Origin of the sequence: Azospirillum oryzae (assembly GCF_900177515.1) — a bacterium.
GTDB lineage: Bacteria > Pseudomonadota > Alphaproteobacteria > Azospirillales > Azospirillaceae > Azospirillum > Azospirillum oryzae_A.
On the sequence record NZ_FXAK01000001.1, the window covers coordinates 483,848 to 510,139 of the forward strand.

The 26,292-nt window shown below is 67.3% G+C and carries 24 protein-coding genes; 10 read left to right on the forward strand and 14 right to left on the reverse strand.

Annotated elements, in window-relative coordinates:
• Window positions 1–31 precede the first annotated feature (31 nt).
• The 10 genes from B9N97_RS02290 to B9N97_RS02330 all read left to right on the forward strand — a co-directional run bounded on the left by B9N97_RS02290 (window position 32) and on the right by B9N97_RS02330 (window position 11,422).
• Window positions 32–1,111 (forward strand): apurinic/apyrimidinic endonuclease family protein, encoded by a 1,080-nt coding sequence (locus tag B9N97_RS02290; protein ID WP_085082900.1) that lies wholly within the window; start codon window positions 32–34, stop codon window positions 1,109–1,111.
• Between the two features lie 73 nt (window positions 1,112–1,184).
• Window positions 1,185–2,756 carry a PAS domain-containing sensor histidine kinase gene (locus B9N97_RS02295; RefSeq protein ID WP_244560506.1) on the forward strand — a complete coding sequence of 524 codons (1,572 nt, stop codon included), beginning with the start codon at window positions 1,185–1,187 and terminating at the stop codon, window positions 2,754–2,756.
• Window positions 2,746–3,444, forward strand: a complete 699-nt coding sequence (locus B9N97_RS02300) for a response regulator transcription factor (RefSeq protein WP_244560507.1) — start codon at window positions 2,746–2,748, stop codon at window positions 3,442–3,444. The genes B9N97_RS02295 and B9N97_RS02300 overlap by 11 nt, the downstream gene beginning before the upstream one ends.
• Before the next feature lie 140 nt (window positions 3,445–3,584).
• Complete coding sequence (locus B9N97_RS02305) at window positions 3,585–3,995, forward strand: response regulator transcription factor (RefSeq protein ID WP_085082904.1); 411 nt, start codon at window positions 3,585–3,587, stop codon at window positions 3,993–3,995.
• A gap of 153 nt (window positions 3,996–4,148) precedes the next feature.
• Window positions 4,149–4,874 carry a helix-turn-helix domain-containing protein gene (locus tag B9N97_RS02310; protein WP_085082906.1) on the forward strand — a complete coding sequence of 242 codons (726 nt, stop codon included), beginning with the start codon at window positions 4,149–4,151 and terminating at the stop codon, window positions 4,872–4,874.
• 109 nt (window positions 4,875–4,983) lie between these two features.
• Window positions 4,984–7,641 (forward strand): bifunctional acetaldehyde-CoA/alcohol dehydrogenase, encoded by a 2,658-nt coding sequence (gene adhE / locus B9N97_RS02315; RefSeq protein WP_244560508.1) that lies wholly within the window; start codon window positions 4,984–4,986, stop codon window positions 7,639–7,641.
• Between the two features lie 200 nt (window positions 7,642–7,841).
• Window positions 7,842–8,195: a hypothetical protein gene (locus tag B9N97_RS02320; RefSeq protein WP_085082910.1), complete on the forward strand. Its 354-nt coding sequence runs from the start codon at window positions 7,842–7,844 to the stop codon at window positions 8,193–8,195.
• Complete coding sequence (locus B9N97_RS34690; protein WP_143266320.1) at window positions 8,135–8,506, forward strand: hypothetical protein; 372 nt, start codon at window positions 8,135–8,137, stop codon at window positions 8,504–8,506. Before B9N97_RS02320 ends, B9N97_RS34690 begins: the two co-directional genes overlap by 61 nt.
• A gap of 187 nt (window positions 8,507–8,693) precedes the next feature.
• Window positions 8,694–9,845 (forward strand): HlyD family secretion protein, encoded by a 1,152-nt coding sequence (locus B9N97_RS02325; protein ID WP_085082912.1) that lies wholly within the window; start codon window positions 8,694–8,696, stop codon window positions 9,843–9,845.
• Window positions 9,842–11,422, forward strand: coding sequence for an MFS transporter (locus B9N97_RS02330; protein ID WP_085082914.1), 1,581 nt, complete (start codon window positions 9,842–9,844; stop codon window positions 11,420–11,422). The genes B9N97_RS02325 and B9N97_RS02330 overlap by 4 nt, the downstream gene beginning before the upstream one ends.
• Window positions 11,423–11,464: 42 nt before the next feature.
• Here B9N97_RS02330 and B9N97_RS02335 read toward each other — a convergent pair whose 3' ends face one another.
• The 14 genes from B9N97_RS02335 to B9N97_RS02395 all read right to left on the reverse strand — a co-directional run bounded on the left by B9N97_RS02335 (window position 11,465) and on the right by B9N97_RS02395 (window position 26,251).
• A complete protein-coding gene (locus B9N97_RS02335) occupies window positions 11,465–12,154 on the reverse strand; it encodes a TetR/AcrR family transcriptional regulator (RefSeq protein ID WP_085082916.1) in 690 nt (229 codons plus the stop codon).
• Window positions 12,155–12,259: 105 nt separating this feature from the next.
• Complete coding sequence (locus tag B9N97_RS02340) at window positions 12,260–13,126, reverse strand: sugar phosphate isomerase/epimerase family protein (protein ID WP_085083280.1); 867 nt, start codon at window positions 13,124–13,126, stop codon at window positions 12,260–12,262.
• Between the two features lie 14 nt (window positions 13,127–13,140).
• Window positions 13,141–14,301 (reverse strand): dihydrodipicolinate synthase family protein, encoded by a 1,161-nt coding sequence (locus B9N97_RS02345; RefSeq protein ID WP_085082918.1) that lies wholly within the window; start codon window positions 14,299–14,301, stop codon window positions 13,141–13,143.
• A 75-nt stretch (window positions 14,302–14,376) separates the two neighbouring features.
• The gene (locus tag B9N97_RS02350; protein ID WP_085082920.1) at window positions 14,377–15,528 is read right to left on the reverse strand and encodes a Gfo/Idh/MocA family protein; all 1,152 of its coding nucleotides are present in this window, start codon (window positions 15,526–15,528) and stop codon (window positions 14,377–14,379) included.
• Window positions 15,525–16,880, reverse strand: coding sequence for an enolase-like domain-containing protein (locus B9N97_RS02355; RefSeq protein ID WP_085082922.1), 1,356 nt, complete (start codon window positions 16,878–16,880; stop codon window positions 15,525–15,527). The genes B9N97_RS02350 and B9N97_RS02355 overlap by 4 nt, the downstream gene beginning before the upstream one ends.
• 158 nt (window positions 16,881–17,038) lie before the next feature.
• Window positions 17,039–17,890: an ABC transporter ATP-binding protein gene (locus B9N97_RS02360; RefSeq protein ID WP_244560509.1), complete on the reverse strand. Its 852-nt coding sequence runs from the start codon at window positions 17,888–17,890 to the stop codon at window positions 17,039–17,041.
• Between the two features lie 25 nt (window positions 17,891–17,915).
• Complete coding sequence (locus B9N97_RS02365; protein ID WP_085082926.1) at window positions 17,916–18,932, reverse strand: ABC transporter substrate-binding protein; 1,017 nt, start codon at window positions 18,930–18,932, stop codon at window positions 17,916–17,918.
• A gap of 112 nt (window positions 18,933–19,044) precedes the next feature.
• The gene (locus B9N97_RS02370) at window positions 19,045–19,854 is read right to left on the reverse strand and encodes an ABC transporter permease (protein WP_085082928.1); all 810 of its coding nucleotides are present in this window, start codon (window positions 19,852–19,854) and stop codon (window positions 19,045–19,047) included.
• Window positions 19,855–20,174: 320 nt separating this feature from the next.
• Window positions 20,175–20,315, reverse strand: coding sequence for a hypothetical protein (locus B9N97_RS35475; RefSeq protein ID WP_167393170.1), 141 nt, complete (start codon window positions 20,313–20,315; stop codon window positions 20,175–20,177).
• A gap of 24 nt (window positions 20,316–20,339) precedes the next feature.
• Window positions 20,340–20,729, reverse strand: a complete 390-nt coding sequence (locus B9N97_RS02375; RefSeq protein ID WP_085082930.1) for a DUF983 domain-containing protein — start codon at window positions 20,727–20,729, stop codon at window positions 20,340–20,342.
• A 479-nt stretch (window positions 20,730–21,208) separates the two neighbouring features.
• On the reverse strand, window positions 21,209–23,095 hold the full coding sequence (locus tag B9N97_RS02380) for a right-handed parallel beta-helix repeat-containing protein (RefSeq protein WP_085082932.1): 1,887 nt from the start codon (window positions 23,093–23,095) through the stop codon (window positions 21,209–21,211).
• Between the two features lie 356 nt (window positions 23,096–23,451).
• Entirely contained in the window at window positions 23,452–24,252 is an 801-nt protein-coding gene (locus B9N97_RS02385) for an ABC transporter permease (RefSeq protein WP_085082934.1), read from the reverse strand.
• Complete coding sequence (locus B9N97_RS02390; protein WP_085082936.1) at window positions 24,249–25,178, reverse strand: ABC transporter permease; 930 nt, start codon at window positions 25,176–25,178, stop codon at window positions 24,249–24,251. Before B9N97_RS02390 ends, B9N97_RS02385 begins: the two co-directional genes overlap by 4 nt.
• Window positions 25,175–26,251 carry an ABC transporter ATP-binding protein gene (locus tag B9N97_RS02395; RefSeq protein ID WP_085083282.1) on the reverse strand — a complete coding sequence of 359 codons (1,077 nt, stop codon included), beginning with the start codon at window positions 26,249–26,251 and terminating at the stop codon, window positions 25,175–25,177. The genes B9N97_RS02390 and B9N97_RS02395 overlap by 4 nt, the downstream gene beginning before the upstream one ends.
• Window positions 26,252–26,292 lie beyond the last annotated feature (41 nt).

Below are 26,292 nucleotides of genomic sequence, written 5' to 3' on the forward strand. Positions count from 1 at the left end.
AAGCGGCCCGTCCGCTTCATCATGCCGCCCGATGCCCGACAGCTCCTCCCTGCCGCCCCCGTCCGCCGTCCGTTTCGGCTGGTGCTGCCAGTTCGTCCCGCCCGATGGCGATGCCGCCCTTGCCAAGCGCATGAATCCCGGCACCGTCACCATTGCGACGCTGAGCAGGCTGAGCCCCGCCCGTGCCGAGGAAAAACTGACGGAGGTGCTGCGCCGCAACCTCCAGGCCCTGCACCTGCAGCTGGACGAGGTCGCCCGCCATCCGGCCTACCGTCGCCTGCTGCGCGTCAACAGCGGGCTGCTGCCGGCCTACACGCACGAAGTCGGACGGCCGCTCTACCGCCAGCCCGGCGTCCAGGCGCTGGTGCAAAGCGGGCTGGACCATGCCGGCCGCAAGGCGATGGAGGCGGGCATCCGCATCGGGCTGCATCCGGACCAGTATTGCGTGCTGAACAGCGCCAACCCCGCCACCCTCGCCAATTCGGTGGAGGAGCTGGAATATCATGCCGACATCCTGCGGATGATGGGTCTGGCCGGCGGCTGGCACCCGCGGGGGTCGCACGTCAACATCCATGGCGGCGGGCGCGGGGAGGGGATCGCCGGCTTCCGCCGCGGCCTTGCCCTGCTGTCGGAGGATGCCCGCAACCTGCTGACCGTCGAGAACGACGAGATGTCCTTCGGCCTGGACGACCTGCTGCCGCTGGCCGATGCGGTGCCGATCGTGCTCGACCTCCACCATCATTGGGTCCGCAGCCAGGGCGAGTATCTGCGCCCCGACGATCCGCGAATCGCCACCGTGATCGGCTCCTGGCGCGGGGTGCGGCCGGTCGCCCACATCAGCGTGTCGCGCGAGGATCTGCTGGCGGACTGGCCGGCCGACAGCCTGCCGGACTATGCCGCGCTGGCGGCGCGCGGGCTGACGACGAAGGATCTGCGCGCCCATTCCCAGCGCATGTGGAACCGTGCCGTCAACCGGCTGGTGGCCGACCACCTCTCCTGGGCCGATTTCGAGGTGGAGGCCAAGGCCAAGAACCTTGCCGTCGACGATCTGGAGCAGGACGCCCTGCGCAGCGGTGCCGTGGCCGCCGCCGATGGCGGCGTGCTCCCCTGATTGCCGGCCTTGACCCACGGTTGCACTCAACTACTCTGTGACTGAAGAGGGATGAGAGGTCGAGGGTTGGGACGTGACCAACAATAATAACGGACCCGATAACCGGGAAGACAACCTGGGTGCCCTGTCGCAGTTGCAGGCGATGCTGGACACCGTGCCCGACGGGGTCGTCATCATCGACGGCCATGGCCGGATCACGTCCTTCAACCCCGCCTGCGAACGGCTGTTCGGCTGGACGGCGGCGGAGGTGGTCGGCCGCAATGTCAAGATGCTGATGCCGTCCCCCTATCGCGAGGAGCATGACGGCTATCTGGAGCGCTATCACCGCACCGGGGAACGGCGGATCATCGGCATCGGCCGCGAGGTGACCGGCCAGCGCAAGGACGGCTCCTGCTTCCCCATGGACCTGTCGATCGGCGAGGCGGCCCAGGACGGTGTTCCCGTCTATATCGGCATCATCCGCGACCTGACCGCCGCCAAACAGGCGGAGACGGCGCTGCGCGAGCGCGAGGCGCGGCTGACCTCCATCCTGCAGACGGTGCCGGAGGCCATCATCGTCATCGACGAGAAGGGGCTGATCGAATCCTTCAGCCCGGCGGCGGAGCGCCTGTTCGGCTGGACGGCTGCCGAGGTCATCGGCCGCAACATCAACATGCTGATGCCCTCGCCCTACCGCGAGCAGCATGACGGCTATCTCGACCGCTACGAACGGACGGGGGAGCGGCGGATCATCGGCATCGGCCGCATCGTCTCCGGCCAGCGGCGCGACGGGTCGGTGTTCCCGATGGAGTTGGCGGTGGGGGAGGTGCTGCTCGCCGGCCGGCGCTGCTTCACCGGCTTCGTCCGCGATCTGACCGAACGGCAGGCGACCGAACGGCGCCTGCAGGAACTGCAGTCGGAGCTTCTGCATGTCAGCCGGGTCAGCGCCATGGGCCAGATGGCCTCGACCCTCGCCCATGAGCTGAACCAGCCGCTGACGGCGGTCATCAACTATGCCAAGGCCGCCAAGCGGCTGATGGAGCGTCCGGAAACGGTGACCAAGGCGATGGACATGGTCGACAAGGCCAGCGCCCAGGCCACCCGCGCCGGCCAGATCATCCGCCATCTGCGCAGTTTCATCGAAAAGGGCCAGACCCACCGCTCCGTCGAATCCCTCAACAAGGTGGTGGAGGAGGCGAGCGCGCTGGCATTGGTCGGCGCCAAGGAGCGCGGCCTGCATGTGCGCTTCGACTTCGACGCCGGCGATCCGCAGGTGCTGATCGACAAGGTGCAGGTCCAGCAGGTGATCCTCAACCTCGTCCGCAACGCCATCGAATCCATGGGCGGAGTACAGAGCGACCGGCGCGTGCTGACCGTCCGCACCGGCCCCGATCCGGACGAGCCCGATTTCCGCCGCGTCGCCGTTCTCGACACCGGCCCCGGCGTGCCGGAGACGGTGCGTGCCCAGCTGTTCCAGCCCTTCGTCACCACCAAGACCGGCGGCATGGGGCTGGGCCTGTCGATCTGCCGCTCGATCATCGAGGCGCATGGCGGCCGCCTGTGGCTGGAACCGGCGGCAGAACCGCCGGCGACCGGCGCCAGTTTCGCCTTCACCGTCCCCTTATCCTCCCCCACATCTACGTCGGATGCCGACGATGCCAGCTGACGCCGTGCCCGACATGACCGCCGACCTCACCGTCTTCATCGTCGACGACGACGACGCCATCCGCGATTCCCTCCAGATCCTTCTGGAATGCGCCGGCTTCCGCGCGGAAAGCTTCTCCACCCCGCTGGCCTTCCTGGAGTCCGACGCGCCGTCGCGGCCGGGCTGCCTGCTGGTCGACGTCCGCATGCCGCAGATGAGCGGCCTCGACGTTCAGGAACGGCTGGCCCGCGACGGCCACGCCATCCCGGTGGTGGTGATGACCGGCCATGGCGACGTGCCGCTCGCCGTGCGCGCCATGAAGGCGGGGGCGGTCGACTTCGTCGAGAAGCCCTTCGAGGAGGAGTCGCTGCTCGCCGCCGTCCGTTCCGCCCTGGCCCGCGCGGCGGAAAGCAGGACGCCGGCCTCCGCCCCGCCGGCCGCGGCCCCGGAACAGCCGGCGCCGCCCCCCGCCGCCTCCGCATCGCCGGAGGTGCTGGCCCGCCTCTCCGCCCTGACGCCGCGGGAACTCGACGTGCTGCGCTGGCTGGTGGCCGGCAAGTCGAACAAGGTCATCGCCTTCGAGCTGTCGATCAGCCCGCGCACCGTGGAAATCCACCGGGCGCGGGTGATGGAGAAGATGCAGGCCGACAGCCTGCCGACCCTGGTGCGCATGGCGATCGCCGCCGGCGTGGTTCCCGGCGGCCTGTGATCTCCATCAGGCCTGATCTGCATCAAAAGCGCGCCGCATACGCATTGGTCCGTATATCGGCGCCCCCTGTCGCATTTTATCTTCCATGACGCGCCGCACCGTCGGCGCTGTTGTATCTGCATGGAAGTTCGGAGGCCGTCATGGATCATTTGGACAACGGACCGGGGAGGGCCCCTGGCGCCGGAATCGTCCACATTGTCGACGACGATGAGCCGGTCCGCGACTCCCTGAAGGCCCTGCTCGAAGCCTTCTCCTTCGATGTGCGGGACTTCTCCTCCTGCCAGGAATTCCTTGACGGCTATGACGGCAACCCCAAGGGATGCCTCGTTCTCGACCTGCACATGCCGGTGATGAGCGGGCTGGAATTCCTGGAGCGCCATCGCGGCGACCTGCACGGCATGCCGGTCATCATGGTCTCCGGCCGCGGCGATCCCGCCACCTTCGCCCGCGCCAAGGAGGCCGGCGTGGTCGCCGTGCTGGAGAAGCCGTTCGACGAGGACCAGCTGATCGACATGCTGAACGGCCTGATGCCGTCCCAGGCCGCCGCCTGAGATACGGCCGTCTACGTACGTACACTTACCTACGCAAACTTCCTTAGGTACATCACCGAACTGCACAGCACGGCGGGGGACGGTTAGCTTCGGGACATCGGATGCACCCCGGAACGAACCGGACCGCATCGCACCGTCAAGGTCGAGGTCGCCATGTCCACGCACGCCGCCATTGCCGCCCACGCCAACCGCGCCGTTCCTGGTTACCTGGTCTCCGCCCTGGCGATGTCGCCGGCCTCCGGCCTGGGTGCCGTCCAGCCGCGCAACCCCGCCGACCCGCTCGCCGGCCTCGGCCATGCCAAGGTCTACGAGCGTGAAACCACGCTGTTCAGCGAAGGCGACGCCGCCGGTTCGGTGTTCCGCGTGATGAGCGGCATGGTCCGCCTCTACAAGATGCTCCCCGACGGCCGGCGCCAGATCATCGGCTTCCTGCAGGCCGGCGACATGATGGGTCTGGCCTTCGCCGCCCAGTATCTCTACACCGCCGAAACCGTGACGGCGACCACCATCCAGCGCATCCCGCGGCTGGAGCTGGACGCCCTGATGGACGCGCAGCCGGCCTTCGCCCGCAAGCTGCTGTCGGCGACCACCTCGGAACTGATGGCGGCGCAGGACCAGATGGTGCTGCTCGGCCGCAAGACCGCCGCGGAGAAGGTCGCCACCTTCCTGCTGCGCCTCAGCGACCGCAAGGGCGGCGAGCGCACCATCGACCTGCCGATGGGCCGCAGCGACATCGCCGACCATCTCGGCCTGACCACCGAAACCGTCTCGCGCACCCTGACCAAGCTGAAGTCGACCCGCCTGATCCGCATCCTCGTCGGCGGCAAGCTGGACCTGCTGGACCGCGACGCCCTGGCCGACCTCGCCGGCGGCTTCTGACCCTTACCGCCTCCTTTCGAAATCCTGGCTGCGCACCGGACGTTTCAGCGTCGCGGAGCGCAGCGGCGCGCCCGAACGGCGCCCTCCGGACAGCAAGTGGAAACTGACCATGACCGTCACGACCCTTTCCGACCTGAACGCCCTGATCGCCCGTGTGAAGGCGGCGCAGGCGCGCTTCGCCGATTACCCGCAGGAGAAGGTCGACCTGATCTTCCGCAGCGCTGCCCTTGCCGCCGCCAACGCCCGCATCCCGCTCGCCAAGATGGCGGTGGCGGAGACCGGCATGGGCGTGATGGAGGACAAGGTCATCAAGAACCACTTCGCCGCCGAATACATCTACAACAAGTACAAGGACGACAAGACCTGCGGCGTCCTCTCCGAGGATCACGACGCCGGCATCCTCACCATCGCCGAGCCGGTCGGCCTGATCTGCGGCATCGTCCCCACCACCAACCCGACCTCCACCGCCATCTTCAAGGCGCTGATCGCGCTGAAGACCCGCAACGGCCTCGTCCTCTCCCCCCATCCCCGCGCCCGCAAATCGACCTGCGAGGCCGCCCGCCTGGTGCTCGCCGCCGCGGTCGAGGCCGGCGCCCCCGACGACATCATCGGCTGGATCGACGAGCCCTCGCTGGAGCTGTCCAACGCCGTCATGCACCATCCCGACATCAACCTGATCCTCGCCACCGGCGGGCCGGGCATGGTCAAGGCCGCCTACTCCTCGGGCAAGCCCGCCATCGGCGTCGGCGCCGGCAACACCCCGGCCGTCATCGACGAGTTCGCCGACATCAAGCGCGCCGTGGCCTCCATCCTGATGTCCAAGACCTTCGACAATGGCGTGGTCTGCGCGTCCGAACAGTCGGCGGTGGTGGTCGATGCCGTCTATGACGCGGTGCGCGACCGCTTCGCCCACCATGGCGGCTACATCCTGTCGGCCCGCGAGGCCGACGCCGTGCGCAAGGTGCTGCTGACCGACGGTCATCTCAACGCCGACATCGTCGGCCAGCCCGCCCACGCCATCGCCGCCATGGCCGGCCTGACCGTGCCGCACGCCACCAAGGTGCTGATCGCCGAGGTCACCGACATCGACGACAGCGAACCCTTCGCCCACGAAAAGCTCTCGCCCACCCTGGCGCTCTACCGCGCCAAGGACTTTATGGAAGCCTGCGACAAGGCCGCCGCGCTGGTGGCGCTGGGCGGCATCGGCCACACCTCGGCGCTCTACACCGACCAGGACCAGCAGGCCGACCGCATCCGCCATTTCGGCGACAAGATGAAAACCGCCCGCATCCTGATCAACACGCCGTCGTCGCATGGCGGCATCGGCGACCTCTACAACTTCCGCCTCGCGCCGTCGCTGACGCTGGGCTGCGGGTCGTGGGGCGGCAACTCGATCTCCGAGAATGTCGGGCCGCAGCACCTGATCAACAAGAAGACGGTGGCGAAGAGGGCGGAGAACATGCTGTGGCACAAGCTGCCCAAGTCGATCTACTTCCGCCGCGGCTGCCTGCCCTTCGCGCTTGAGGAACTGCGCGGCAAAAAGCGCTGCCTGATCGTCACCGACCGCTTCCTGTTCGAGAACGGCCATGTCAACGACAGCGTCCGCGTGCTGAAGTCGCTGGGCCTTGAGGTGGAGACCTTCTTCGAGGTCAGCGCCGACCCGACCTTGGCGGTGGTGCGCAAGGGCGTGGCTCTGGCCAATGCCTTCCAGCCCGACGTGATCCTGGCGCTGGGCGGCGGCTCGCCGATGGACGCGGCCAAGATCATCTGGGTGATGTACGAGGCGCCCGAAGTGGCGTTCGAGGATCTCGCCCTGCGCTTCATGGACATCCGCAAGCGCATCTACACCTTCCCCAAGCTGGGGGTGAAGGCGCAGCTGGTGGCGGTGCCGACCACGTCCGGCACCGGATCGGAGGTGACGCCCTTCGCGGTGGTGACCGACGAGCGCACCGGCACCAAATACCCGATCGCCGACTATGAGCTGACGCCGACGCTGGCGATCGTCGACGCCAATCTGGTGATGGACATGCCCAAGGGCCTGACGGCGGCCGGCGGCATCGACGCGGTGACCCATGCACTGGAGGCCTATGTCTCGGTGGTGGCGAACGAGTATAGCGACGGTCAGGCCTTGCAGGCGCTGAAGCTGTTGAAGGAGAACCTGCCCTCGGCCTACCGCAACGGGGCGCAGGACCCGAAGGCGCGGGAGCTGGTGCACAACGCGGCGACGCTGGCCGGCATCGCCTTCGCCAACGCCTTCCTCGGCGTCTGCCATTCGATGGCGCACAAGCTGGGGGCCGAGTTCCACATCCCGCACGGCATCGCCAACGCGCTGCTGATCGCCAACGTGATCCGCTACAACGCGGCGGACATCCCGACCAAGCAGACGGCCTTCAGCCAGTATGACCGTCCCAAGGGCGTGGCGCGCTATGCGCAGATCGCCCGTCATCTGGAGTTGGGTGGCAGCCGCGACCATGAGCGGGTGGAGAAGCTGATCGGCTGGGTCGAGGAGATGAAGCGGGCGCTGGAGATCCCGGCCTCGATCCAGGCGGCGGGGGTGCCGGAGGCGGCGTTCCTGGCGCGGGTCGATGCGATTGCCGAAGCCGCCTTCGACGACCAGTGCACCGGCGCCAACCCGCGCTACCCGCTGGTCGCCGAGATCAGGCAACTGCTGATCGACAGCTACTATGGCCGCGCCTATGCCGAGGCCGAAGGCGACCGGACGCCGGCCGAGCTGACCGTCGTCGGCCAGAAGACCGCCGCCGAGTAACCGGCCGTACACTGATCGACACCAAGCATCGGGGACCGTCGGGTCGGGGCAAGCGCTCCCGGCCCGGCGATTTCCGTTTGGGGCGCCGTCAGTATGTTGAAGCCGCTGTTACAGCTCACGGGCCATGTCTCTCTTGGCTGCGGCAGTTGAGGCGGCTGCGGGACGTAGCTATCCTGCTTGGGCGAAAACTGGTGTTTGGCATGGAAACGACCGACGACCGCGTCAAGCTGATGTATCACCGTCTGGTAGCACGCCAAATCAGGCGTGACCCGGAACTGATCGAGCGTGCCCGCAAGATCGTCGAGGAGCTGTCGGCCGGGCCGAACCAGCGCTCGTATGTTTCCGAATGGAAGGCCCTGCTGTCGCAGCCCAGCGAAAAGGTCCGGCATTTCATCGTTTCGCGGAACGAGGACGCCACGCGTTTGCGCATCACATCCCCCTTTCCTATGCTGCCCGAGCTTTCGGTACAGGACGAGCAGACGAGGAGACGGATGTGGCGGAAGGCCAGGAAGCACGGACGCTCGACGACCTTGATCGCGCCGTCCGCGCTTTAGCGACCCACTTCAAGTGCGACACCACGGTCATCGTCGGCAGTCGGGCGACCCTCGTCGGGTGGCCTGACGCCCCGGTCCTATTTCGCACCTCGCCTGAAATCGACGCTTACCCGGGGAACGCGCGAATCATTGCGCCGGCGATGACCGACCTGATCGTTTCGAAGCTGCTGGCGCTACGCGACAAGGACTTCATCCGCGAGTACCATCGCGTCCGCCACCTCGACCGTGCTCACGTCAGGCGTCTGTTGATCGACATGATGGTCCCGGAGGCGCAGCGCAGCGTCATCGACGCCTTTCTCGATTCACTGTAACGAACTGCGCTCGCGAGCGCTCTCCGCTGTGAAGGGCATCGCGCCGCCGCCCGTCCCGCCGGCCCGTCCCATGCGGAGCTACACCTTGGTGCAAGGCGTTTTTCCGCGGGTCATCGCGTAGGGTCGGCCTGTCGAAGCGGTCCGGCCGGGCCGTTCCGGCAGGCCACTTCCGATGGAGACCCCCCGCATGACCGATGCCGCAGCGCAACCCCAGCAACCGCTTCCGCCGCCCCCGGCCGCCCCGCCGCCGGTGGCCTGGAGCCCGTGGGTGGTGCGGCTGGCGGTGCTGGGGCTGGCGGTGGTGCTGGTGGTGGCCTTCGCGACGCGCTGGGACCGCTGGATCGGTTCCGCCGCGCGCCAGACCACCACCGACGCCTATCTCCAATCCGACATCACGCCGCTGTCGGCCCAGGTGTCGGGCGTCGTCCGCGACATGCCGGTCGGCGACTTCCAGTGGGTGAAGGCCGGCGACCCGGTGGCGATGATCGTCGACGACGACTACCGCGCCCGCGTGCAGCAGGCGGAGGCGGCGCTGGAGGCTGCCGACGCCGCCATTGCCCAGCTCGACATCCAGAAACGCACCCAGCGCGCCCTGGTCGATCAGGCCGAGGCGAACGTCCATGGGCTGGAGGCGGAGGCGTGGCGGGCGCGGCTGGAGGAATCGCGGCAGCGTTCCCTGAGCGAACAGGGCGTGGCCGGAACGCTCCAGGCGCTTCAGCAGGCGCAGGCGACCTCCCGCCGCGCCCAGGCGGCGCTGGAGGCGGGCCAAGCCCAGGTCGACCAGCAGAAGGCGGCGCTCGACGGCATCGACGTGCAGGTGCGCCAGGCCCAGGCCACCCGGCTGCAACGGCAGGCCGATTTGGATATCGCCCGCATCATGCTCGACCGCACGACGATCCGCGCGCCGGCCGACGGCATGGTCGGCCAGCGGCAGGTCCGCCCCGGCCAGTATGTCGGGCAGGGCAGCCAGATCATCACGCTGGTGCCGCTGCCGGCGGTGTGGGTGATCGCCAACTACAAGGAAACCCAGATGACGCGGATCCGGCCGGGCCTGCCGGCGACGATCCGCATCGACAGCTTCCCCGACGTGACGCTGGCCGGCCGGGTCACCGCCCAATCGCCGGCCAGCGGCAGCCAGTTCGCCCTGCTTCCCCCCGACAACGCCACCGGCAACTTCACCAAGATCGTCCAGCGCATCCCGGTGAAGATCGTCCTCGACGGCCCCAACCCGTTGCAGGACCGCTTGCGGCCCGGCATGTCCGTCGTCGTCACCATTGATACGGATAGGGCCGATACGGATGGAGACGTGAAGGAGGGCGGCCAGGAGAACGGGACGTGAGCGTCGGTCCGGCCGGCTGGCGCCTGTCCCGGATCCTGCTGCGCCCGGCCCAGCCGATCCTGACCCCCCATCCGATCATCGGCCTGCTCGGCGTCATGCTGGGGGCGCTGATCTCCACCCTGACCTCGCGCATCACCACCTTCGGCCTGGCCGACATCCGCGGCGCCATCGGCGCCGGCTTCGACGAGGGGGCCTGGATCACCACCGCCTACACCGTGGCGCAGATGCTGGTCGCCCCGGCCGCCGCCTTCCTCGGTGTGGTGTTCGGGCCGCGGCGGGTGCTGCTGGTGTCCTCCCTCACCTACGGGCTGGCGATGCTGGCCCTGCCGCTGACCGGCACGCTGACCGGGGTGCTGACCTTCCAGCTGCTGGCCGGCCTGTCCTCGGGCACCTTCATCCCGCTGACCATCGGCTTCATCGTCCGCAACCTGCCGCCGCGCTACGTCGTCTACGGCATTGCCGTCTATGCGATGAATGTCGAGCTGTCGCTGAACTTCGCCGCCTCGGTCGAAGGCTGGGTGATCGAGCATCTGGACTGGCGCTGGCTGTTCTGGGACACGGCTCTGCTGGCTCCGCTGATGGCGCTGTGCGTCCATTTCGGCATGCCGGCGGAGCCGGTCCGCCGCGACCTGCTGAAGGACGGCGACTGGTGGGGGATCGCCTATGCCAGCATCGGCTTTGCCCTGCTCTATGCCGGGCTCGACCAGGGCAACCGGCTGGACTGGTTCAATTCCGGCCTGATCACCGGACTGTTCCTGGCCGGCGGCCTTCTGGTGATCGCCTTCGTCGTGCAGGAGCTGACCTGTTCCAAGCCGTGGATCACCTTCAGCGCGCTCTTCCGCGGCAACATCCCGCTCCTGTGCCTGCTGCTGGTGCTGCTGCGGCTGATCATGCTGTCCACCGCCTACCTGGTGCCGCAATTCCTGGTCACGGTGAATGATTACCGCGCGCTGGAGGTGGGGGACACGCTGCTGCTGATCGCGCTGCCGCAGTTCCTGCTGGCGCCGCTGGTCGGCACGCTGCTGCGCCATGCCGATCCGCGGGTGGTGATGGCGGCCGGCTTCGCCGCGGTGGGGATCGCCTGCTGGCTGGCCTCGCACCTGACGGCCGACTGGGTCGGCGCCGATTTCCTGCCGTCGCAGATGTTGCAGGCCTTCGGCCAGTCCTTCGCCATGACCTCGCTGATCTACTTCAACATCAAGAACCTGTCCCAGGCCCACATCCTGGCGCTGGGCGCCCTGCTGCAGACCTCGCGCCTGCTGGGGGGCGAGCTGGGCGCCGCCTTCATGCAGACCTTCGTCCGCGTGCGCGAGCAGTTCCACAGCTTCCGGCTGGTGTCCGACGTGGTGGCCGGCAGCACCGACACCGTCCACCGGATGGCCGGCACCGTCGCGCGGGTCGCCGCCCGCTCCACCGGGGCTGAGGAGGCGACGGACCGCGCCCTATCGCTGCTGTCGGCGGCGGTGCGCAAGCAGGCCTATGTGCTGGCCTACATCGACGGTTTCGTCGTCATCGCCTGGTTCATCGTCGGCGGCCTGCTGCTGATCACCCTGCTGCGTCCGGCGCCCAAGCAATGAAGCCGTGCGGGGTGGTCAGAATCTGACCACCCGTTCCGGCCCTCACGGCCGCAGCGACTGAAGCACCAGCTCCACCATATGGGCCAGCCGTTCCTCCTTCGCCGGGTCGGCCAGCAGGTCGCGGCCGAAGATCACCGACAGGGTGTGGACGTTGGACAGGTAGAAGTAGGACAGCCCGGCGATGGAGATGTAGAGCTGCACCGGATCGACCCCGGCCCGGAACACCCCCTGTTTCACCCCGCGCGCCAGCACGTCGGCGATCATCTGCACGAAGGGGGAGTGCATCGACTGCACCTGCCCGGAATTCTTCAGCAGCTCGGCCCGGTGCAGATTCTCGATGTTCAGCAAGGCCATGAATTCGGGATGGTCGATGAAATACTGCCAGGTGAAGCCGATCAGCCGGGCGATGGCCTCGGGCGGCGCCAGCTTATCGAGATTCAGCGTGCGTTCGGTCTCGCGGATATGGGCATAGGCATCCTCCAGGACCGCAAGATACAGCTCCTCCTTGTTGCCGACATGGTAATAGAGCATGCGCTTGTTGGTGCCGGCCTGCTCGGCGATGCGGTCGACGCGGGCGCCGCCCAGCCCATAGCGCGCGAACTCCTCCGTCGCCGCGGCCATGATGCGCGCCCGCGTGCCCTCCGGATCGCGGGTCGCCTTGGCCGGCGCGGTGTTTCGGCTGGCGGAGGGGGCGGGTGGCACCGGTTCGGGTGCGTCGGTCAGGCTGTCCATGCGGGAAGCCGGCTCCTGCGGTCCGGGGAAGGGGGGTGGTCTGCCCCCCATGGTAGAGCGTCGGCCGGAAATTTCAAACCAGGGCCATGTCAAACCACGCCGATGTCAAACCACGCTGCGGTGGCGCTCGATGCAGGTGTCCAGCACGTCGCCCATCGGCTTCTCCCACCAGTTGGCTTGCGAGAAGATCTCCACCTCCGAATAGCCGGCGAAGCCGCACGCCTCGACCCAGCCGCGGATGCGCGGGATGTCGATGACGCCGTCGCCCATCATGCCGCGGTCGAGCAGCAGGTCGGTGGTCGGCACCAGCCAGTCGCAGACATGGAAGGCCAGCAGCCGTTCCTTGCCGGCGCGGCGGATCTGCGCCTCCAGATCCGGATCCCACCAGACGTGATAGACGTCCACCGCCACCCCCAGCGCCCCCGAACCAACCGGGTCCAGCCGGTCGCAAATGTCGAGCGCATGCGCCATCGTGTTCACGCAGGCGCGGTCGGCGGCATACATCGGGTGCAGCGGCTCGATGGCCAGCGGCATGCCGGCCTTGCGGGCATAGTCCAGCAGCTCGGCGATGCCGTCCTCCACCTGCGACCGCGCCAGCGCGATGTCCTTGCTGGCCGCCGATCCGGGGCGGGAGTATTGCGGCAGCCCGCCGACCACCAGCACGAGGCAGGCCGCCCCCAGCGTCGCCGCCTCGTCCACCGCGCGGCGGTTGTCGTCGCGCACCTCCGCCGCCCTGGACGGGTCGGCCGGGAACATGCCGCCGCGGCAATAGCCGGACAGCGCCAGTTCCCCCGCCCGCACCGCCCGCAGCGTGGCGTCGAGCCCCACCGCCGCCACCTGATCGCGCCAGGGCGACACGGCGCGGATGCCGCGCCGGGCGCAGGCGTCGAGGATCTCCACCAAGTTGCCCTGTTTGCGCACCGTGGCCGTGTTGATCGACAGCCAGCGGTGATCCCCCGAAAAGTCTCTCATCTTGAAATCTGGCATCACGAAATCCCCCGCACTGCGAGCACCGCCGCCATCCGCTGTGCCGCCCGCTCCGGATCGGACAGCAGCCCGGCCTTGTCGGCCAGCCGGAACAGCTCGGCCAGATGCAGGGTGGAGCGGGTGCTTTCCTGCCCGCCGACCATGGTGAAATGGTCCTGATGGCCGTTCAGATAGGCCATGAAGACGACGCCGGTCTTGTAGAAGCGGGTCGGCGCCTTGAAGATGTGGCGCGACAGCGGCACGGTGGGGGCCAGGATGTCGTGGAACGCCGCCTCGTCGCCGTCGGCCAGATGGGCCAGCGCGGCGGCTGCGGCCGGCGCGATGGCGTCGAAGATGCCCAGCAGCGCGTCGGAATGATGCTGCCCGTCGCCGGCGATCAGCTCCGCGTAATTGAAATCGTCCCCCGTGTACATGCGCACGCCGGCCGGCAGGCGCCGCCGCATGACGATCTCCTTGTCCTTGTCGAGCAGCGAGATCTTGATGCCGTCCACCTTGGCCGCATAGGCGCCGATGATCGACAGCGCGGTGTCCATCGCCGCGTCGATGTCGCTCGTCCCCCAATAACCGGCCAGCGCCGGGTCGAACATGTCGCCCAGCCAATGCAGGATCACCGGCTGTTTCACCTGCGACAGGATGCGGCCATAGACGCGGACGTAATCCTCCGGCCCCTTGGCGACGCGGGCCAGCGCGCGCGACGCCATCAGGATGATGCGGCCGTCGAGATCCTCGATGGCCTCGATCTGCTCCTCATAGGCGCGGATGACGTCGTCGATGCCGCGGGCGTTCTCCGGCGGCAGATGGTCGGTGCCGGCGCCGCAGGCGATGATGCCGCCGCGCGCCTTGGCCGCCGACTGCGACCGCCGGATCAGCTCCAGCGAGGTCGGCCAGTCCAGCCCCATGCCGCGCTGCGCCGTGTCCATCGCCTCGGCGACGCCGAGCCCCAGGTCCCACAGATGCTCGCGGAAGGCGATGGTCCGGTCCCAGTCGATGGCCGGCGCCAGCCACGGATCTCCCTCGGCCAGCGGGTCGGCGACCATATGGGCGGCGGCGAAGGCGACGCGGCTCAGCGGCCGGTCTGTGCGGGCGGGAAAGCCGCGCGGCGGGGCGAGCGTGTAGCTCTCGATGCTGCGGTCGGGGCGGGGGAGGCGGATGGTCGGCATGGTTCAATATTCCTGGAAAAGTCGCAGCGGAGGGTTGGGGGAGGGGGCGATCCGCATCCCTCCCCGTCGAACGCCTCACCCCCCGATCGCCGGCACATCCACCCAGCGGCGCTCGCGCCAGCTCTGCAGCGCGCATTCCACCAGCTGGACGCCCTTGGCGCCTTCGATCAGACCATGGCGGTAGGGCGCATCCTCCACCACATGGCGGATGAAGGACTCCCACTGCACCTTGAAGCCGTTGTCGAACACGGCGTTGTCCGGCACCGGCTGCCAGGTGTCGTAGAAGTCGATGGTCTGCTTCTGGTCGGGGTTCCACACCGGGCGCGGCGTGCCCTGGCGCGGCTGGATCACGCAGTCGGTCAGGCCGGCGACCGCCGAGCCGTTGGTGCCGTCCACCTGGAAGGTCACCAGATCGTCGCGATAGACGCGCGTGCACCAGGACGAGTTGATGGTGGCGATCACCCCGCCCTCAAGCTCGAACATCGCATAGGCGGCGTCGTCGGCGGTGGCCTTGTAGGGCTTGCCCTTCTCGTCCCAGCGTTCCGGAATGTGGGTGGCGCCCAGGCAGGAGATACTCTTGACCTGCCCGAACAGGTTGTCGAGCACATAGCGCCAGTGGCAGATCATGTCGAGGATGATGCCGCCGCCATCCTCGTCCCGGTAATTCCAGGACGGGCGCTGCGCCGGCTGCCAGTCGCCTTCGAACACCCAATAGCCGAACTCGCCGCGCACCGACAGCATGCGGCCGAAGAAGCCGCTGTCGCGCAGCATGCGCAGCTTCTCCAGACCCGGCAGGAACAGCTTGTCCTGTACCGTGCCGTTCTTCACCCCGGCCTCCTCCGCCAGCCGGACGACGCGCAGCGCCTCGTCCAGGTTGGTGGCGATGGGCTTCTCGCAATAGACATGCTTGCCGGCGCGGATCGCCTTTTCCAGCAGGGTGGGGCGCATCTGGGTGGTGCCGGCGTCGAAGAAGATCACGTCGTCGGGATTGTCCAGCGCGGCGTCCAGATTGTCGCTCCAGCGCTCGATGCCGTGGCGGCGGGCCAGCTCCTGCATCTTCTCGGCATTGCGGCCGACGATGATCGGATCGGGCATGACGCGCGAGCCGTCGGAGAGGGTGACGCCGCCCTGGGCGCGGATCGCCAGGATCGAGCGGATCAGGTGCTGGTTCATGCCCATCCGCCCGGTGACGCCGTGCATGATGAGGCCAAGGCGCTTGGTGCTCATGGGTGGACTCCTTCGGAAAGCGCTGATGTCGGGTTTGAAAGGGGGGACAGGCCGGACCAGTCGGGGTCGGCGATATGGGCAAGGCCGGGGCCGGACAGCGGCGCCGTTGGCAGCCGCCCGCTGCCGGTGGCCAGCCGCACCGACCCGTCGGCCTCGCGTTCGTAGAAACCGGGATGGGCGGCAAGGAAGGAGTCGGCTTCGGCGGGGTTGCCGAACCCCTCGCCATACTGGTGCCCGTTGCGCTCGGCATGCGGGATGCCGAGGAAGGCGACCAGCGCCGTGTCCTGTTGCACCGACAGCCCGGCCTGGCAGGTCAGATCCTCGGCGGAGATGAAGTGCGGCGGCCCCCACGCCGCGCAGCGGGCGCGGTTGAGCATCGCCTTGTAGACACCCTTGCAGGATTTCGACGACACGCCGCGATAGCCCAGGGCGCGGGCGCGCGGGAAGGCGTCGTAGCCGTCGTCGGACTCGTCGATGATGACCGGCACCCGCTCCGCCACCGCGCCCAGCGGCCGGGCGAGCGCCGCCTCCCGCGCGATGGGCTGCTCCAGATAGGCGAGCGCCTTGCGGAAGCCGGCGAGGGCAGGGGAGGCGTCGATCCGGTCGAGCAGTTCCGCGACATGGTCCGCATCGCGATACTGCTCGTTGCCGTCCAGCGTGGCGCGGTAGCCGGGAACCGCCGTCTCCAGCACGCCGGCCAGTTCACACAGCCGCTCGACATCGGCGGACACGTCGCCGCCCAGCTTGATCTTGAACCAGCGCAGATGCGTGTGCCTTGCCAAGTCTTCCGGCTTGTCGAGCAGGCCGACCGTGTGCCGCAGTTCCACCTCGCCAAGCGGAGAGAGGCCGCGCAGAAACCCGTCGAGATCGAAGCCGCCGAGATCGGGCGCCAACCGCGCATCCAGCCCGGCGACATTCGCGCCCAGCCCCTGAAACGCATTCAGCCCCAGCACCCGCAGCAGCCCGTCCAGCACCGCCTTGTCGATCTGTGCCGGCCCGAAGGCGGCGGCGAGTTTCGGCTCCATCGTCGGGGTGAAGGCGGCATGATGCCCGAAGGCCGTGTCGAGCCGTCCGTCCGCCAGATACCCCTCCCGCGCCTCGATCAGCGAGCGGCGCAGGCCGTCCACCGTGTCGGCCGGGCTGCGGTCGGGGCGCTTGTCGAACCATTTCGGCATCATCATCTCGGCCGTCGCACCCCAGGCCTCGCCATGCCCTTCCACATCGACCAGGGCGCGGACAAAGGCTTGCGGCGCGGCCTCCACCGTCACCGCGCCGAAGCGGAACGGCTTCACGAAACGGACGGGCCGTTCGTACAGCTCGATGGCGCGGATGCGGAGACGGGGGGCGGGCATGGTGAAGTTCCTTTTGAGTCTTGCCCCCACCCTTCCCATGCTGACGCATGGGCCCCTTCCCTCCCCCGCTGGGCAGGGGAGGGAGTTGGTCGCTGGGCGGCGGAGTTCCCTCCCCCGCCCAGCGGGGGAGGGTTAGGGTGGGGGTCTAACGTTGCCGCTTAATCCAAATGCCCCTGCGCCGCGAAATGCTTGCGGATGGTCTGGGTCAGTTGGATGAAGACCGGGTCGCCCATCACGTCCAGCGTCCGCGGGCGCTCCAGCGGCACTTCGTAGGTGGCGGCGATGGTGCCGGGCCGTTCGGACATCACCATCACCCGGTCGGCCAGGAACACCGCCTCGGGGATGGAGTGGGTGATCAGGATCACTGTCTTGCCGGTCTCATGCTGGATGCGCTGCAGCTCGACATTCATCCGTTCCCGCGTCATGGCGTCGAGCGCGCCGAACGGCTCGTCCATCAGCAGGATCTTCGGGTCATGCACCAGCGCCCGGCACAGCGCGGCGCGCTGCTGCATGCCGCCCGACAGCTGCCACGGGTATTTGTGCTCGAACCCCTTCAGCCCGGTCATCTCGACCAGCTTGTGGGCGCGTTCCAGATAGCGCTCCCGCGGCAGGCGGCGGATTTCCACCGGCAGCATGATGTTGCGCAGCACCGACCGCCAGGCCAGCAAAGTCGGACTTTGAAAGACGATGCCGGTGTCGTCGTGCGGCTCCGTCACCGTATCGCCTTCGATTTTGATGGTCCCGCTGGTGACCGGCAGCAGCCCGGCCAGCATCTTCAGCAGGGTGGACTTGCCGCAGCCTGACGGACCCACCACCACCAGGAACTCGCCCGGCCGCACGTCGAAGGTGATGGGGCGGAGCGACGGCACCTCGCCGTCGCGGGTGCGGTAGGTCTTGGTCACGCCGTCGATGCGGATCAGCGGCTCGCCGGACAGGCGCTGCGTTTCCGCCTCGCCCACCAGTTTCAACTGTGGCTGTGCCATGCTCTCCTCGTCGCTCCGTGCGGACATGCGATCGTTTACCGGGGCGGTCAAATCACTTGGCGGCGGCGTTCATCGCCTTGGCGGCCGGGTCGGGCGGCAGGAACTCGCGGGTGTAGAAGCGCTTGGGGTTCTCCTTGGCCGCCTTGTCCAGCCCGCCATATTCGACCAGCAGGTCCACCGTCTCCTTCATGTTGGCGTCGGTGACCTGGAAGGGCCGCATCTTCTCCGTCTCCTTGGTGCGGTAGAGCGGGATGGTCAGCTCGAAGCCTTCCTGCAGCGTGTCGGGCTTGCCGCCCTTCGGGTTGGCCTTCAGGATCGCCGCCGCGGCCTCCTTCGGCGCCTTCTCCGCTTCCTCGACCGCCTTGGTGGTGGCGGCCATGAAGCGGCGGACGAGGTCGGGGTTCTCCTTCAGCGTGCCGGTGTTGGCGATGATGCCGGACGAGACCATGTTGACGCCGTAATCGGCGAAGCGGATCGGCGTCACCGACTTGCCGGTGGCGTCCTTGATCTTCATGCTCTGGTCCATGACATAGCCCAGCAGCAGGTCGGCCTGTCCGTTGATGACGGCGTTCAGCTTGGTCTGGGCGTCGCCCGACACCACCTCGAAGTCACGCTCCTTCAAGCCGGTCTTCTTCAGGAACAGCGGCCAGATCTGGGACATGCTGTCGCCCGGCGTCATGGCGACGATCTTGCCCTTGATGTCTTCCGGCTTGCGGATGTTCTTGTCGGTGAAGCCCATCGCCGACATCGGGCTGGTCTGCAGCAGCACGCCCGGCGAGGTCACCGGCGCGCCCTTCATCGCCGCCTTGATCATCGTCGGCACGTCGACATAGCCGAAGGTGACCGCGTTGCTGGCGACCAGCTGCGTCGTCACCGCCGATCCGCGGCCTTCCTGGATTTCCAGGTCGATGCCTTCGGCCTCGTACAGACCCTTGTCCTTGCCGTAATAGAAGGGGGCGTGCTCGCCATAGACATACCAGTTCAGCATCAGCGTCACCTTGTCGGCGGCCTGCGCCGGCAGGGTGGAGGCGGCAAAGGCGCAGAGCGCCGCGACGATGGCTTTCTTCATCACGACCGGTGTCCTCCCATGGGTGGTGGATCGCCCCGTCGGCCGGCGGTGTCCGGCACCGGGGTTCTTGTCGATGAACGGGTGTTTGAAAAGGGCGTCAGGCAAACTGTCGTCAGGCGGTGGGGCCGTACTTGTTGCGCTGGCTGGCGTGCCAGGGGATGGCGAAGCGTTCGGCCACGTCGATGACCCAGAACAGCACGACGCCCATCAGCGCCAGCACTGTCAGCGCCGCGAACATCAGGGGAAGTTCGAAATTGCCGATGGAGCGCTGCAGGACGAAGCCGATGCCGGAGTTGGAGCCGACGAACTCGCCGACCACCGCCCCCACCACCGCCAGCGTGATGGACACCTTCAGCCCGGCGAAGATCGCCGGCAGCGCATGCGGCAGGCTGACCATCTGGAAGGTCTGCAGGCGCGACGCCTTCATCGACCGGGCCAGATCCATCATCTCGCCGTCCACCGACTTGAAGCCCTGGACCGCCGAGACGACGACCGGGAAGAAGCCCAGCAGGAAGGCGGCGATCACCTTCGGCATCAGGCCGAAGCCGAACCACACCACGAACAGCGGCGCGATGGCGACCTTGGGGATCGACTGCGAGAAGACCAGCAGCGGGTAGACATAGGCCTCCACCGTGCGCGATCCGGCGATCAGCATCGCGATGGGAATGCCGAACAGCACCGACAGCGCGAAGCCGCCCAGCGTCGCCGTGAATGTAGGCACGGATTCGGACAGCAGTCGCGGCCACTCGTCGATCATCGCCATCACGACGTCGCCGGGCTTCGGCACCAGATAGGCGGGCACCCCGAACAGCCGGACCGCCAGATCCCACAGAACAAGCAGGATCACGATCAGCAGGATGGGGCGGACCAAATCGGAATTCAGCAGGCGCAACGCTGCGCCCGAGCGGGAGCGGGGTTCCATGCGTCTCCTCCGGCCGGCGGGCTCGGAGCGGCGGGGCGGCCGCGATGTTTTAACCGGCTGGTTAAAAGTACGGCTGCCTGCCCCTTGCGGTCAACACAGAAAATGGTGGTACCGGATGGTTCGTGGCAGCGACGATGCGGCCGGCCGATGGAGGGCGTCGCGATGGATGTTTTCCGGGGGCGTCATGCCTTCCTGAACGCGCGGTACCGGCCCGCCTCGGGCCTCGCCAGGGCCCGGTCCAGTCATGGCAGCAAGTGATGGCAACAAGATCTCGATATCCGAGGTCTCGACCGTGGCTCAAGGGTGTGTTCGGCGGGTGCTTACCGTCCGCTGCTCTCGTTGTTCTTCTTCGCTCGCTCCGCCTTCGCCTTATCGTGATGCCACTTGATGGCGAAGAACATGCCCGTGCCCAGCACGATGATCTTGAACGGGAAGAAGACCAAAGGGAACCAGTCGTACATTCTGAACATCTCCAGGCTATGGCACTATCTATCGTCAGAAGAACTGAAACGGGCTTCCTCGGCCTTGTAGAAGTATTGGCTGGCCACCAGCCAACCCTTCAACGGCCGCAAGGGCGGAATACAGGTCAGCAACAGGAAGGGCAGGGTCGTGACGAGGTGTACCCAGTAAGGGGATTCAAACTTCACCTCGATCCAGAGAGCCAGGATGACCGTAGGAATGCAGGCGAAGCAGATGACGAAGAAGGCGGGGCCGTCAGCCGGATCGGCGTAGGAGTAGTCCAGGCCACAGACCTCGCAATGGGAGCGCAGCGTCAGGAAGCCGCTGAACAGATGACCCTGGCCGCAGCGTGGGCAACGGCCACGCAGGCCGGTGCTGAGCGGGGAAAGAGGCGGCCACTCCTGTTCGGAAGACATCGCATGGTCCTTCGGAGGCATTGGCAGGCATTGTCTGCATGCAATGTGTGACCGTATGCTCCAATAAGGCCTACAATGTCAACCTAAATGCATGCAATATGCCGCCGGTATCCATGCAACCAGGGAAGGGGTGGTGGGTGCCTCGGTCATAAGGTCGGCCAGTTGCCGCAATGTCTCGCGGCGATGGAGCGGCACGGCGGGCCTGCCGAGCGATCGCGGGCCGGCCGAGCGATCGATTGTTGGCACCCAAGCCGGATCGTCAGCGGAGCGCGACACGCCGCGACCTCATCTCCATACAATGCGGCATTGCGGCTCTTACCTGTAAGCAGTCAAAGAAAATATATGTTCTCACGCGCCAACTCGCGGCGCTGGTGGCAAGGCTGCAGTCACGGTCGTAGCCGCCGATCGCGCGGTCCTCCAATGCGAACGGGCCGCCCGTCGCCGGGCGGCCCGCAATCAGCTCGCGATGTTAAGCCGGATCAGCCGATCAGGCCGATGTCGTGGGTGGGGATCTGGTCGAAGCCATGGGCGTAAACCGACGAATCCGCCGACAGGCTGTAATCGTGCGCGCCCGGATTGACGAATCCCGGATCGACCATCGTCGAGCCCTTGTCGTAGCCGGCCGCCTGCCATTCCGCCAGATTGCCCTTGCCGCCGCCGGCCAGCACCTGCGGCCAGACGTCGAACATGTCCTGCGACGTGTTCAGGTGGCTATAGAAGTTGTCGTGGATGTTGCCGACATTGGCCGGGCCATAGATGTGGACGGCGGTGCCGTCGCTGACGTCGACCACGTTGCCGGAAACGTCGTTGCCGGTCATGGCGTGACCCTTCCAGCCGCTCCAGGCCACCGGCTGCTGCAGGCCGATCTGGGCGCCGCTGTTGTCGGCGATCACATTCTCGGTGACCTTGTTGTCCCAGCCGCCATGCAGGAACACGCCGCCGATATTGCCGTGGACGAGGTTGCCCTTCACCGTGGCGCCGCTGGTCCAGTCGTCCAGATAGATGCCCCAGCTCGCCACCTGACCCGTCGGGTTGGTCGCCGTGGTGCCGGTCACCTCGTTGTTGACGACGGTGTGGCCGGTCAGGTCCTGCTGGCGGTTTATCAGATAGATGCCGCCGCCGTCGTTCGATTCCAGATTGGCGTCGACGACCTTGTTGAAGGCGACCGTCACCCGGTGCGAGGCGTCGCTGCCGTCGGTCTGGACCGAGCCGACCGCGATGGCCTTCTCCGGCGAGTCCTCGACCAGATTGTGCGTGACCTGGACGTCGGAGCTGCCGTTGACCCAGATGCCGGCATCGCCACGGTCGGCGGCGTTCGGGCGGGTGATGTGGTTGTCGGACACGACCGTCGAGTTCGAGCCGGCCTTGACGAAGATGGATTCTGCGCCGGTGCTTTCGAACTGGTTGCCGACCACCTTGCTGTTGGCGCTGTTCTGCACGGTGATGCCGTAGCCGCCGCCCTTCACCTCGTTGTTGGCAAAGGTCAGGCCGGACGCCTTGTCGGCGAAGACATAATGTCCGCTCGTGACGCCGTCGGTGAAGCTCAGCCCCTCGATGGTGACGTTCTGGGCGCCGCTGACGCCGAAGGACACCGACGCCTGCGACCCGCCATGGATCACCGCCTTCTCGTTGCCGTAGCCGGTGAAGGTGACACCGGAATCCTGGCCGGTCAGCCAGACCGGGCTGTTCGGGTGGTAATCGCCGCCGCGGACATAGGTGGTGTCGATGTTCGGGTCGGCCCGCATCGCGGTCTGCGCCTTGGCCAGGCTGGCGAAGGGACCGTCGGTGCCGTCGGCGTTCGGAGCGGCCAGCTTGCCGGACCAGCTGTCCTTGCCGTTGGTGGCGACGTAGAAGCCCGGACCGCTCGGCTGCGGGACGCTCGGGCTGGGGGTGCTCGGCGTCGGATCGGGCGCCTCGCTCACGGGTGGAATGGGGGCCGGCGGGACGGGCGTCGGCGTGGTGGGAGTCGTCACGCCGTCCGCGGCGAAATAGCTCTTGTCGGCATCGACGACCAGCGCGCCGTTCCACCACATGCCGGACTGCCCGTCGGCGACGTCATGGCCGTCGAGCGCGCCCTTGTCGTAGGTGACATGGTCGGCGGTCGGCAGGACCGATTTGCCGTTGATGGTGATCTCGTTGACGATCAGGTTGCGGTCGGTGCCGTTAAAGACCCCGTCATTGTCGTACTGGACCTGGATCTTGTGGTCCTGGTTCTCGGCGATGTCCGTCTTGAAGACGAAGTCCTTGGCCGTGGCACCCGTGGTGCCCTCACCGATCTGCTTGCCGTCGACCAGCAGATTGAAATGCGCGTCGAGGGTCCCCTTCGCGTTCACGGTGATGGTCGAGTTCCCGGAGGTCGTGGCCATTGGTCCGTATCCTTGGCGGTTGCGATGCGGCGCCACCATGGCCAGACGGCTGGGGCATTGGTGAGGCATTTTTCCGGGATTCAGCGAATAGGTGGTAATTCCTGTTACTTTCCTGCGATCACTTGGCAATATCTGAAACTGATTACCCAGCATAAGCAGCGGCTGCCCCCACGATTGGTGTAGGGGTAACTCTCCCGATACCGGTTGATTGCTCAGGACAATGCGCCGTTACACGACCTCATCTGTCACGAAGTCTTTCCCAGAAGACAGAATCATTCACCGAAAAGAAAAACGCCCCGCACGCGGACGTGCGGGGCGCTCAGTCTAGGGAGGAAACCCTGTGGCGAAAACCGGCCTCAGTCGCGGCCCTTGCCGACCAGCAGCCGCTCCAGCCCATAGACGCGGTCGAGCACCAGCATGGCCGCCACGGTCAGGAAGATCAGCACCGCCGACACCGCCGCGACCAGCGGGTCGATGTTGTCCTGGATATAAAGGAACAGGCGGACGGGCAGGGTGGTCGTCTCCGGCGAGGCGATGAAGACCGTCATCGTCACCTCGTCGAAGCTGTTGATGAAGGCCAGCACCCATCCGCTCGCCACGCCCGGCAGGATCAGCGGCAGCGTCACCCGGCGGAAGCAGGTCCAGGAGGAGGCGCCCAGCGACGCCGCCGCATTCTCCACCGCCCGGTCCATGCCGGTCGACGCCGCCAGGATCAGCCGCAGGGCGAAGGGCAGGATGATGATGACATGGCTCAGAACCAGCCCGGCGAAGGTGCCGCCCAGCCCGATCATGGTGAAGAAGCGCAGGAAGGCGATGCCGAGCACGATGTGCGGCACCATCAGCGGCGACAGGAACAGCGCCTGGATCGCCTCGCGCCCGAAGAACTGGTGGCGCGCGATGGCCAGCGCCGCCGGCACCGCCACCAGGATCGCCAGCGTCGACGACACCGCGCCCAGCAGCAAACTGTCCTTGAAGGCGCGGATGAATTCCGGATTGTCGCCGATGGCGCGGAACCAGCGCAGCGACAGCCCCTCGGTCGGCAGCGAGAGATAGCCCTGCGAGGTGAAGGCCACCGCGCAGACGATCAAAATCGGCGCCAGCAGGAAGCCCAGGAACAGGCAGTGGAAGATCAGCGCGATCGGGCCGTTGCGGTTCATTCGAACACCTGTTTGTAGCGACGTTCGACCAGCCGGTTGCAGCCGACGATGATGACGATGTTGGCGATCAGCAGCAGCACCGCCACCGTGGCGCCCAACGGCCAGTTCAGCGTGTTCAGGAACTCGTCATAGGCGAGAGTCGCCGCCACCTTCAGCCGCCGCCCGCCGATGATCGCCGGGGTGGCGAAGGCGCTGGCCGCCAGCGCGAAGACGATGATGGAGCCCGACAGGATGCCCGGCACGATCTGCGGCAGCACCACCCGGCGCATCACCGTCAGCGGCCCGGCGCCCAGCGACAGCGCCGCATTCTCCACCTGCGGGTCGAGCCGCTGCAGCGACGCCCACACCGACAGCACCATGAAGGGCACCAGCACATGGGTCAGCGCGATGACGACGCCGGTCTCCGTATACATGAACTCGATGGGCGTCGCGATCAGCCCCAGCCCCATCAGCCCCTGGTTGACCAGCCCGGTGGAGCCGAACAGCAGCGCCCAGCCCAGCGTGCGCGACACCACCGAGATCAGCAGCGGCCCCAGCACGATCAGCAGGCAAAGCCCGCGCCACGGCGACTTCATCCGGCGCAGGATGTAGGCTTCCGGCGCGCCGAACACCGCGCACAGCAGCGTCACCAGGGCCGCGATGCGGAATGTGCGCAGGAACACCTCGTGGAAATAGTCGTCGGCGATGATGTCGGCATAGTTGCCGAGCTGCCAGACATTCTGGATGCCGCCATAGAAGCTGAAGCTGTTCAGCGACAACAGGAAGGTCATGACCAGCGGCACCAGCAGCAGCACCGCGCACAGCGCCAGCCCCGGCGCGCTCAACAGATAGGGCGCCAGCGGCCAGCGGCGCCGGCGGCGCGGCGGCGGAGGCGCGGACGCCTGGGCGCCGGAAACCTGGGTTTCGGTGGAAGCCGCCATGCTCATGCCGCCTCCCGCACGCCGGATGCCGTATCGGGATCGGCAGGCATCACCGCCATGTCCTGCGGGCGCCAGCCGACCATCACCCGCTCGCGCTCGGCGGGCAGGGGGGAGCCGTCATGCTGGCGGATCACCATCAGGCGCCCGGCGGCGGTCTCGATCTCGAACAGCCATTGCGTGCCCTGGAAGACGCGGGCCAGCACGGTTCCGCTGAGACCACCGGCATCGACGAAGCCGATCTTCTCCGGCCGCACCGCCAGTGCCCCCGGACCCGCCGGCACCTCTTGAGCCACCGGCCAGACGCTGTCCGCCACGGTGATGACCGTGCCGCCGCCCGCCCCGGCGCCGACCATTCCCGGCAGCAGGTTGGTGCGGCCGAGGAAGTTGGCGACGAAGGCGTTGGCCGGCCGGTCGTAGGCGTCCTGCGGGGTGGCGACCTGCTGGATGCGGCCTTTGTTCATCACCACCACGCGGTCGGACAGCGCCATCGCCTCCGACTGGTCGTGGGTGACCAGGATCATGGTGGTGCCGACGGTGCGCTGGATGCGGCGCAGCTCGATCTGCATCTCCTCGCGCATCTTGGCGTCCAGGTTCGACAGCGGCTCGTCCAGCAGCAGCAGGCTCGGCTTGATGACCAGGGCCCGCGCCAGCGCCACGCGCTGCTGCTGGCCGCCCGACATGCGGCGGGGGTGGCGGTCGCCATACTGTTCCAGCCCGACCAGCTTCAGCGCGTCCGCCACCATGCGCTCGCGGTCGGCGCGATTGATCTTCCGCATCTCCAGCCCGAAGGCGACATTCTCCGCCGCGGTCATGTGCGGGAACAGGGCATAGCTCTGGAAGACGATGCCCAGCCCGCGCTCGTTCGGCTTCTTCGCCAGCAGATCCTTGCCGTCCAGCGTCACCCGCCCGCCGTCGGCGTCGAGGAAGCCGGCGATCATCTGCAAGGTGGTGGTCTTGCCGCAGCCCGACGGCCCCAGCAGCGAAATCAGCTCGCCCTTCTCCACCGTCAGCGAGGCGTGATCGACCGCCGTCCAGTTTCCGAAGCGCTTGGTCAGTTGGTCGAGAACCAGATAAGCCATGCCGTCGTCTCCCTCTCCCTTCATCCCCTCTCCCTGGGGGG

Bases quoted from the DNA above. Each gene is read 5' to 3' on its own strand.
- B9N97_RS02335 (WP_085082916.1), bottom strand. From the start codon at position 12,154: ATGGACAGCCTGACCGACGCACCCGAACCGGTGCCACCCGCCCCCTCC.
- B9N97_RS02355 (WP_085082922.1), bottom strand. From the start codon at position 16,880: ATGCCCGCCCCCCGTCTCCGCATCCGCGCCATCGAGCTGTACGAACGG.
- B9N97_RS02350 (WP_085082920.1), bottom strand. From the start codon at position 15,528: ATGAGCACCAAGCGCCTTGGCCTCATCATGCACGGCGTCACCGGGCGG.
- B9N97_RS02365 (WP_085082926.1), bottom strand. From the start codon at position 18,932: ATGAAGAAAGCCATCGTCGCGGCGCTCTGCGCCTTTGCCGCCTCCACC.
- B9N97_RS02395 (WP_085083282.1), bottom strand. From the start codon at position 26,251: ATGGCTTATCTGGTTCTCGACCAACTGACCAAGCGCTTCGGAAACTGG.
- B9N97_RS02305 (WP_085082904.1), top strand. From the start codon at position 3,585: ATGGATCATTTGGACAACGGACCGGGGAGGGCCCCTGGCGCCGGAATC.
- B9N97_RS02325 (WP_085082912.1), top strand. From the start codon at position 8,694: ATGACCGATGCCGCAGCGCAACCCCAGCAACCGCTTCCGCCGCCCCCG.
- B9N97_RS02320 (WP_085082910.1), top strand. From the start codon at position 7,842: ATGGAAACGACCGACGACCGCGTCAAGCTGATGTATCACCGTCTGGTA.
- adhE (WP_244560508.1), top strand. From the start codon at position 4,984: ATGACCGTCACGACCCTTTCCGACCTGAACGCCCTGATCGCCCGTGTG.
- B9N97_RS02290 (WP_085082900.1), top strand. From the start codon at position 32: ATGCCCGACAGCTCCTCCCTGCCGCCCCCGTCCGCCGTCCGTTTCGGC.
- B9N97_RS02390 (WP_085082936.1), bottom strand. From the start codon at position 25,178: ATGAGCATGGCGGCTTCCACCGAAACCCAGGTTTCCGGCGCCCAGGCG.
- B9N97_RS02340 (WP_085083280.1), bottom strand. From the start codon at position 13,126: ATGAGAGACTTTTCGGGGGATCACCGCTGGCTGTCGATCAACACGGCC.
- B9N97_RS02360 (WP_244560509.1), bottom strand. From the start codon at position 17,890: ATGTCCGCACGGAGCGACGAGGAGAGCATGGCACAGCCACAGTTGAAA.
- B9N97_RS02385 (WP_085082934.1), bottom strand. From the start codon at position 24,252: ATGAACCGCAACGGCCCGATCGCGCTGATCTTCCACTGCCTGTTCCTG.
- B9N97_RS02375 (WP_085082930.1), bottom strand. From the start codon at position 20,729: ATGTCTTCCGAACAGGAGTGGCCGCCTCTTTCCCCGCTCAGCACCGGC.
- B9N97_RS02310 (WP_085082906.1), top strand. From the start codon at position 4,149: ATGTCCACGCACGCCGCCATTGCCGCCCACGCCAACCGCGCCGTTCCT.
- B9N97_RS02370 (WP_085082928.1), bottom strand. From the start codon at position 19,854: ATGGAACCCCGCTCCCGCTCGGGCGCAGCGTTGCGCCTGCTGAATTCC.
- B9N97_RS02300 (WP_244560507.1), top strand. From the start codon at position 2,746: ATGCCAGCTGACGCCGTGCCCGACATGACCGCCGACCTCACCGTCTTC.
- B9N97_RS35475 (WP_167393170.1), bottom strand. From the start codon at position 20,315: ATGTACGACTGGTTCCCTTTGGTCTTCTTCCCGTTCAAGATCATCGTG.
- B9N97_RS02345 (WP_085082918.1), bottom strand. From the start codon at position 14,301: ATGCCGACCATCCGCCTCCCCCGCCCCGACCGCAGCATCGAGAGCTAC.
- B9N97_RS02380 (WP_085082932.1), bottom strand. From the start codon at position 23,095: ATGGCCACGACCTCCGGGAACTCGACCATCACCGTGAACGCGAAGGGG.